The organism is Polyangium jinanense (genome assembly GCF_028435365.1).
Map to the genome: position 1 here is coordinate 446,988 of NZ_JAGTJJ010000004.1, position 6,067 is coordinate 453,054.

General features: G+C 67.3%; 7 protein-coding genes. 3 read left to right on the top strand and 4 right to left on the bottom strand.

Translation table 11 applies throughout. The features are described from left to right. Positions 1-10: 10 nt before the first annotated feature. A complete protein-coding gene (locus KEG57_RS13220; protein ID WP_272458505.1) occupies positions 11-1,084 on the bottom strand; it encodes a sigma-70 RNA polymerase sigma factor region 4 domain-containing protein in 1,074 nt (357 codons plus the stop codon). 146 nt (positions 1,085-1,230) lie between these two features. Here KEG57_RS13220 and KEG57_RS13225 point away from each other — a divergent pair, with 146 nt between their 5' ends. Beyond that, positions 1,231-2,205, top strand: a complete 975-nt coding sequence (locus KEG57_RS13225) for a hypothetical protein (RefSeq protein ID WP_272458506.1) — start codon at positions 1,231-1,233, stop codon at positions 2,203-2,205. A gap of 10 nt (positions 2,206-2,215) precedes the next feature. Here KEG57_RS13225 and KEG57_RS13230 read toward each other — a convergent pair whose 3' ends face one another. Then, positions 2,216-3,361 carry a hypothetical protein gene (locus KEG57_RS13230; protein ID WP_272458507.1) on the bottom strand — a complete coding sequence of 382 codons (1,146 nt, stop codon included), beginning with the start codon at positions 3,359-3,361 and terminating at the stop codon, positions 2,216-2,218. A 184-nt stretch (positions 3,362-3,545) separates the two neighbouring features. Between KEG57_RS13230 and KEG57_RS13235 the strand changes: the two genes are divergently transcribed. Beyond that, entirely contained in the window at positions 3,546-3,884 is a 339-nt protein-coding gene (locus KEG57_RS13235; RefSeq protein WP_272419742.1) for a helix-turn-helix domain-containing protein, read from the top strand. Between the two features lie 392 nt (positions 3,885-4,276). Here the strand turns inward: KEG57_RS13235 and KEG57_RS13240 are convergent, their stop codons facing one another. Then, positions 4,277-4,444 carry a hypothetical protein gene (locus tag KEG57_RS13240; RefSeq protein ID WP_272419741.1) on the bottom strand — a complete coding sequence of 56 codons (168 nt, stop codon included), beginning with the start codon at positions 4,442-4,444 and terminating at the stop codon, positions 4,277-4,279. Positions 4,445-4,757: 313 nt separating this feature from the next. Between KEG57_RS13240 and KEG57_RS13245 the strand changes: the two genes are divergently transcribed. Further along, positions 4,758-5,114 (top strand): hypothetical protein, encoded by a 357-nt coding sequence (locus tag KEG57_RS13245; protein WP_272419740.1) that lies wholly within the window; start codon positions 4,758-4,760, stop codon positions 5,112-5,114. Positions 5,115-5,336: 222 nt separating this feature from the next. On the opposite strand, the gene KEG57_RS13250 is transcribed toward KEG57_RS13245, so the two are convergent. Beyond that, a complete protein-coding gene (locus tag KEG57_RS13250; protein WP_272419739.1) occupies positions 5,337-5,828 on the bottom strand; it encodes a hypothetical protein in 492 nt (163 codons plus the stop codon). Positions 5,829-6,067 lie beyond the last annotated feature (239 nt).

Here is a 6,067-nt window from a genome sequence, read left to right on the forward strand (position 1 = left end):
GATCCGGTCGTCAGCGCTGTACGGCCAAGGCCCGAAGCACCGCCGCGCGTAGGTTCTCCCGATCCTCGTCAGCCTGCGGCCTCTCGCGCGCGTCGAGCTCCACGAGCTCCAGCGCTCTCCGGGCGTTGCCGCGTCGCAATGCGGCCTTCGCCTTGAAAAGGCATGTATCGGGTGACGCAGGGTCATCGGCTTTTCCCGCACCCGACGAATGGCCTGCCATCGGCGCCCGCCTCTCCGGCGCGACCACGCGCGTGACGGATGGCGCATCCACGACGGGAGGACCCGCATCTGCACTCGATTCCGTCTTCGGCGCCGCGCTCCCCCTCGGCTCCGCCTGCACCACGACCGCCCCCGATTCATGGGCCGAGGCGGATGGCTTTGGCTGCGTGATGGCCAATGCAAGGACACCGGCCGCGACGCTCGGTACCACGCGGAGCGGCACGCCGAGTGCCCGCGCGTTGACACGGAAGAACCCGCGTACCCATGCCTCGAATGCCTCGACGACCCTCGCCGCCGCGAGGAAACTCCCGAGCCCGACCAGGACCACCACGGTGCGAATGCCGCGGGGCCTCTTGATCGTGTCGAGCGCCGCCAGCTCGATACGAGCCATTCTTCGGCCACGACGCAGCCACGTCTCGACCGACTTCACGCTCGCGCCGATCCTTTCCGCGGTTTCCTCGGCGTTTTCCCCGAGCGCATTGCCCTCGATCGCCCGCCGATACTCCAGTCGCAAGAGCGGCCAGATCCGCTCGATGCGCTGACGCTCCTCCAAAGCCGCGATCGCGTCGCGCGGATCGGCCGCGAGCAGCTCCAAGGCGGGCCCCTCCACGAGCTCCTGCCGTGCCAGCGCCCTGCGCTCCTTGATGTGCGAAAGGACGCGGAAACTCAGGATGGCCAGAAAGATTCTTTTCCGTTCGTCCGGCGCGCTCGGGAGCGGATCCTCTCGTGCACAAACGTCGACGAAAACATTGGCGATGACATCGTCTGCGTCCTGATCGTGAACGCCCTTTGCTCGTGCTCGCTCATAAAGAATCGGGACGAGCTCCCTGAGCTCATCGAATTCTTCTTTTTTGGGTTGGTTCACGGTAAAACCTCTCGGTCGCGACAGCGTCCCCTCACCCATAGAGGGTCGACGAGGCCCAAATCCCTTCAACGATCGACATGCACCCCGAAAAAATCCGGGAGACAGTGTTTTACCGAACCAAACAGCGACCCAGGCTCGGTTTGGCGGTGCCGGCTCTCACGCTCGCCCTCTTGGCCGAAACCCCCGCGCACGCCGAGGAGTCCCACTACCGGGTGGAGCTCTCCGCAAAGCAGCTTCCGGCGTGCGACCGCCTCCAGGAATTCGAGGGCCTGCTCGATCTCGTGCTCGCACGGCCGCTCCTCGATCCACCTGCGTCGCGGGTCCTTTCGGCGCGTATCGTCCGGACAACCACGGGCGGATATGGCGTAGATCTCGTGTTCACGGATCCGGACGGCCACGTGCTCGACACGGTCCACCGCGAATATCCGGCCGCGATGTGTTGCCACGAGGTGCTCTACAAGGCGGCGCTCGCCGCGGCGCTCTGGATGGAGAACCGCGAAGCGCCCCCGGAGGAGCCGCCCGCGCCTGCAAAAGCGCCGGAGCCCTGCCCTTCGCCGAGCCCGCCTCCGCCCGCGGATCCGCCGCCCCCCGCGCCCCCGGAGCCTCCCGCGCCTGCGGTGCCGATCGAACGCCTTTGGTTCCTCGGGGCCGGCGGGCTGTTCGCGGTGGGCATCGCGCCCGAGGTCGTCGGCGGTGTGCAGCTCGGCGGCGGATTTCGTTTGGCAGAGCGGTGGACCCTCGAAGCGCATGCGCGCGCGACGTTCCCGCTGCTCACGCGGCCGCTCGGAGAGACGCAGGTCCGCGCGCAGACCGTGTCGACGACACTCGGGCCCTGTTATCAGCGCGGAGTGTTCGGGCTCTGCGGAGTCGTCCTGGGTGGAGCCACGTGGATGGAGACGACAAACCGGACGTACCCGATGCCGAGCCGTCGCGCCTTCCTCGGCCTCGCCGCCCGTGGGCTGCTGGAGCATCCGATCGGGGATCGTCTGAAGGTACGCGTGGACGCCGAGATCGCATCCATCCTCTATCGCCCGCGGGTCAAGGAGGCAGACGACCCGATCCGGTGGCACACGGCGCCCGTCACAGCGAACTTCGGGGCGTCGCTCCTCTACTGGTTCTGACGCTGCACGATCAGCTCACGGGCTCGCGGCAGCAGAACGTTGTCGCGCCCGTGAGGAAGACGTCCCCGACCGGCTCGCTGCCGTGCGGTTCGCAGGTGCCCGGCTGGTAGTCGAGCACCTCGGCGGCGATGCCGGCGAGCGCAACCCCGGACATGAGGAGGTGGCAACCACCCCCCATCTCGGGCGAGATGTCAACAGCCAAGCGCTCCGTCGTGCACGCCGCCTCGCTGTACACGTGCACCTTGACCGAGCACGTCGCGCCCGTCGGCGGCTCACACGAGCACGCCTCGCACTGCCGTTGATCGTCGACCTCTCCATAGAGGAGGTGCTTGTCCGGCCAGCCTTCGGGGCACGTCTCGTCTCCCTCGTGCATCACGCACGTGGCGAACGGCGCGCCCATACGCGGGAGACAAACCTCATCCGCGCCTTCGCACGCAGTCCAAGGCGTACGGGCGCAGGCGCGGGCAAACCGTGCGGCAAAACCTCCGGGCGCGAAGTGGGGCACTTCGGGCGGAGGATCACTGCCGCGTGGCGTGCAGGGCGGCTCCTCTATCGTGGGCGCGGAGATCAGGATCCCTCCGACACAGGGCACGCCGCCGCACTGGAGCCCCTCCGGGATCGAGTTCGTCGCGGAACATGTGCCTTCCCAATCCGCAGGAGGGTCGAAATTGGTCTGGACACCGCCGCCCGTGCATGCATCGGAGGTCACGGTCCATGTCGTCGGTACGTGGCACGCTCCTCCGACGGGCTCGTCACACGAGCACGTCGGGCAGACGAGTCCCCACGCCGGCGCGGGCCTTCCTTCGAAGGCGATCTCGGGCGCGTTCTCCGGACAAACGGGCACGCTGATCTCCGCGCCCTCCGCGAGAAACACGGGATCCCAGTCGGGAGCAGGGACGACGCACGTGCCGTCCGTACATGAGGAGAGCGACCCATCCCCAGCCTCGGTGCCGCCATCGACGCACTCGGGGGGCGTCGGAGGAGCACCGTCCGGGCAATCCTCCGGCCAGGGGCAGAGGCAGCACTCCCGCGGCTGATCCGGCGGGCAGTCCGAGCCGATGGCCATGTCGTTGAACCAGCACCCGGAGGCGACGAGAGAGGCGACGGTGGCAGCCGTCGCGAGCCCAGCAGCGAAGAAGAGACGAACGCGCAACATGAGCGGGATGCTACCGCGCCGACGGGCCGAGAGGCAACCGCGGACAAACCAGGCGGGCAGTCCGCCAGGAAATCGTCCGTTCATGTGCCCCGACAACCGAAAAACGTTTGTCCAGGGGCGGTGGTGGTGGTAAGGGGGAGTCTGTCGGGGCAACCCCCCGACCGAGACATCCGAGGAGACCACCATGCCGCGAAGGAACACCCCTGACCCCATCTCCGCCAAGATCGGCGCCCGGATCCGCTTGCTCCGCGCCGAACGTGTCATGACCCTGGTCGAGCTCGCCGATGCGAGTGGGCTCAACAAGGGACACCTGTCGAGCATCGAGCAGGGGCTCGTGCGAATCAACTTCGAGACGCTGGTTCTGATTGCGAAAGCGCTCCGTGTGCAGCCGATGATCCTGGTCACGTTCCCGGACGAACACCCGATGGCGCGGATGGTGGAGCGCTGGAGAAAGCTGTCACCGGACGCGCTCGCGCGGGAGCTCGCGGAGGTGCGGGAGACGTTGAAGCGGATGAGGAATTAGCCGGTGCGGAGAAACGCAGCGAGCGCCCGAAAGCCCTGAACACGGCCCCCGCGGGTCGAAGGGCGCTTGCGGCTTGCTCGACACGATGGACGGGATCGTCACCTCCAAGGAGGTGGACATGATATAGATGACGAAGCCATGAAAGCGCGTCTCCAGGATCCGCGTGCCTTATCGAAAATGTTTCGTTTGATCGCCACGCTCGCCGTTCCGCCGGCGAGCGTGGCGGCTGTGGCGGTCGGTTGCGGGGGAGGGAGCGGGGGAGGCAGCTACGATTGTGGCTCGCATCCTTTCACGGAGGAAAGGCACCACTCCTGTCCGACGGAGGAGGAGGCGCAAAAGGCGTGGGAGGCCCAGACGCCCGAGGGGCGTGAATCCACGAGGGCGAGGCTCGTTCAGGCAGGTCTCGTCGATGCGGGGACGAGCGCGGACGCAAGCGAGGACGGCGGCGCGAGCGTGGCCATGCCTGATTTCGGCTCCTGCCAGGCGCGTTGCACGGCATTCAACCCGATGGGTGATTGCCCGATCCACGCGACCGCGGACAGGTGCGAGGTTGTCTGCACGATGACGGGTTTTCACCCCTGTGGGCGGAGGCCTGCGGGATATGCGGGGCCGCGTGGGGGTCGTTCGAGACGTTTGGCGGGGCGATACCTGGCCGGATCCGCGGCGCTCGAAGCGGCGAGCGTGGAGGCTTTCGAAGGTTTGGCTGAGGAGCTTGCGAAGCACGGCGCGCCGGACGATTTGATTTCGCTCGCGAAACGGAGCGCCGAGGACGAGCGGCGGCATACGCGCACGACGAGACGTCTAGCCCAAAGGTTCGGGGGGGAGTATCTGGCCCCGAACGTGCGTCGAAGGCGGGCGCGAACGCTCCGAGCGATGGCGAGGGAAAACGCCGTGGAGGGATGTGTTCGCGAGGCCTACGGAGCGCTGATCGCAACGTTCCAGGCGGCCCACGCGCGGGATCCGAAGGTGCGTCGAGCGATGCAGGTGATCGCGGCGGACGAGACGAGACATGCGGCGCTCGCCTGGAGGATCGCCTCCTGGGTCGAGAGCAAGCTCGACGAAAAGGCGCGGCGCGCCCTGGCCGCCGCACGTCGAAAGGCGGCCAGGGAGCTCCTGCTCTCCGCTGACAAACCGGTGGATCTCGAGCTCATCGAGGACCTTGGCTTGCCGAGCCGAGAGGTCGCCCTGCGCTTGTCGAGAGCCTTTTCGGAAGGTCTCGCAGGCTGTTGAGGACCGCCGCGAGCGGCCTGGAGCTTCGAGGGTGTTCCGCAGGCGTACGGACCTCACCCACCCCAACCCTCCCTCTCCACACGGTGGAGAGGGAGGGAGTTTCCGGCTCGATCCAGCGCCTTTCGCCCCCTCTCCGCCGCGCGGAGAGGGGGTCGGGGGGGTGAGGTTCTGGGGCCGACGACGTCTGTGGAACACCCTCTTAGGGAGGCGGGTGCCTGTGGCTCAGGCCGGGGAGGGCTTGGTCTTCTCCGCGGCCTTCTTGTTCTTTTCGCGCATGGCGGCGATCTTCTGGCCGACGGCGAAGTGATACGCGAGGAGCGGCTCGAACGGGGCGGCCACCTCCGTGCCATTGGGTAGCCGGTCGGCCCGACGCCGTACCTGATGCGCCATCTCGCCGAGGCGGAACGCAATCGCGTGATTGCGCATGAGGCGCGTCTCGTGGAGGAGCTCGAGGAGCTTCTCGACCGCGGGCACGACCTCGTCGATACGCTTGGACGTTTCCCAGTCCGCTCCGAGCTCGGCGACCTCGATCTCACTGAGGCCGGCCCGCTGCCGAACCGCGGGGTCTGCAAGGAGAATGGCCTTGATGGCGCTCGCGTACCCGTCGCGGAGCTTGCTCAACCGGGCAATGTGATCGGGGGTGATGTCGACGAGGTCGAGATCGGTGACGTCGATGCTGCGATCGCCGGGCTGGGGATGCTTGGAATCACTCATGGGGGATGGTCTCCTCTTCCTCGGGGGAAGGGTGATGGTGCGTCGAATGAAAGTCCGACGTGGGTGACGTCGGTGCGTGCGAGGGCTTTGTGCAAGGGGGATGCCAGGATTGCGGGTGGTGAGATTGGAGCGGGGGTGAGGTCGGAGTTTCGTGGGGCGAGGGGCGGGTGTGGCGGGGCAGAATTGGGCGTCGGGGGTGGGATTGGGCGGGGTGGATGGGAGGGGGGATCGGGCTGGAT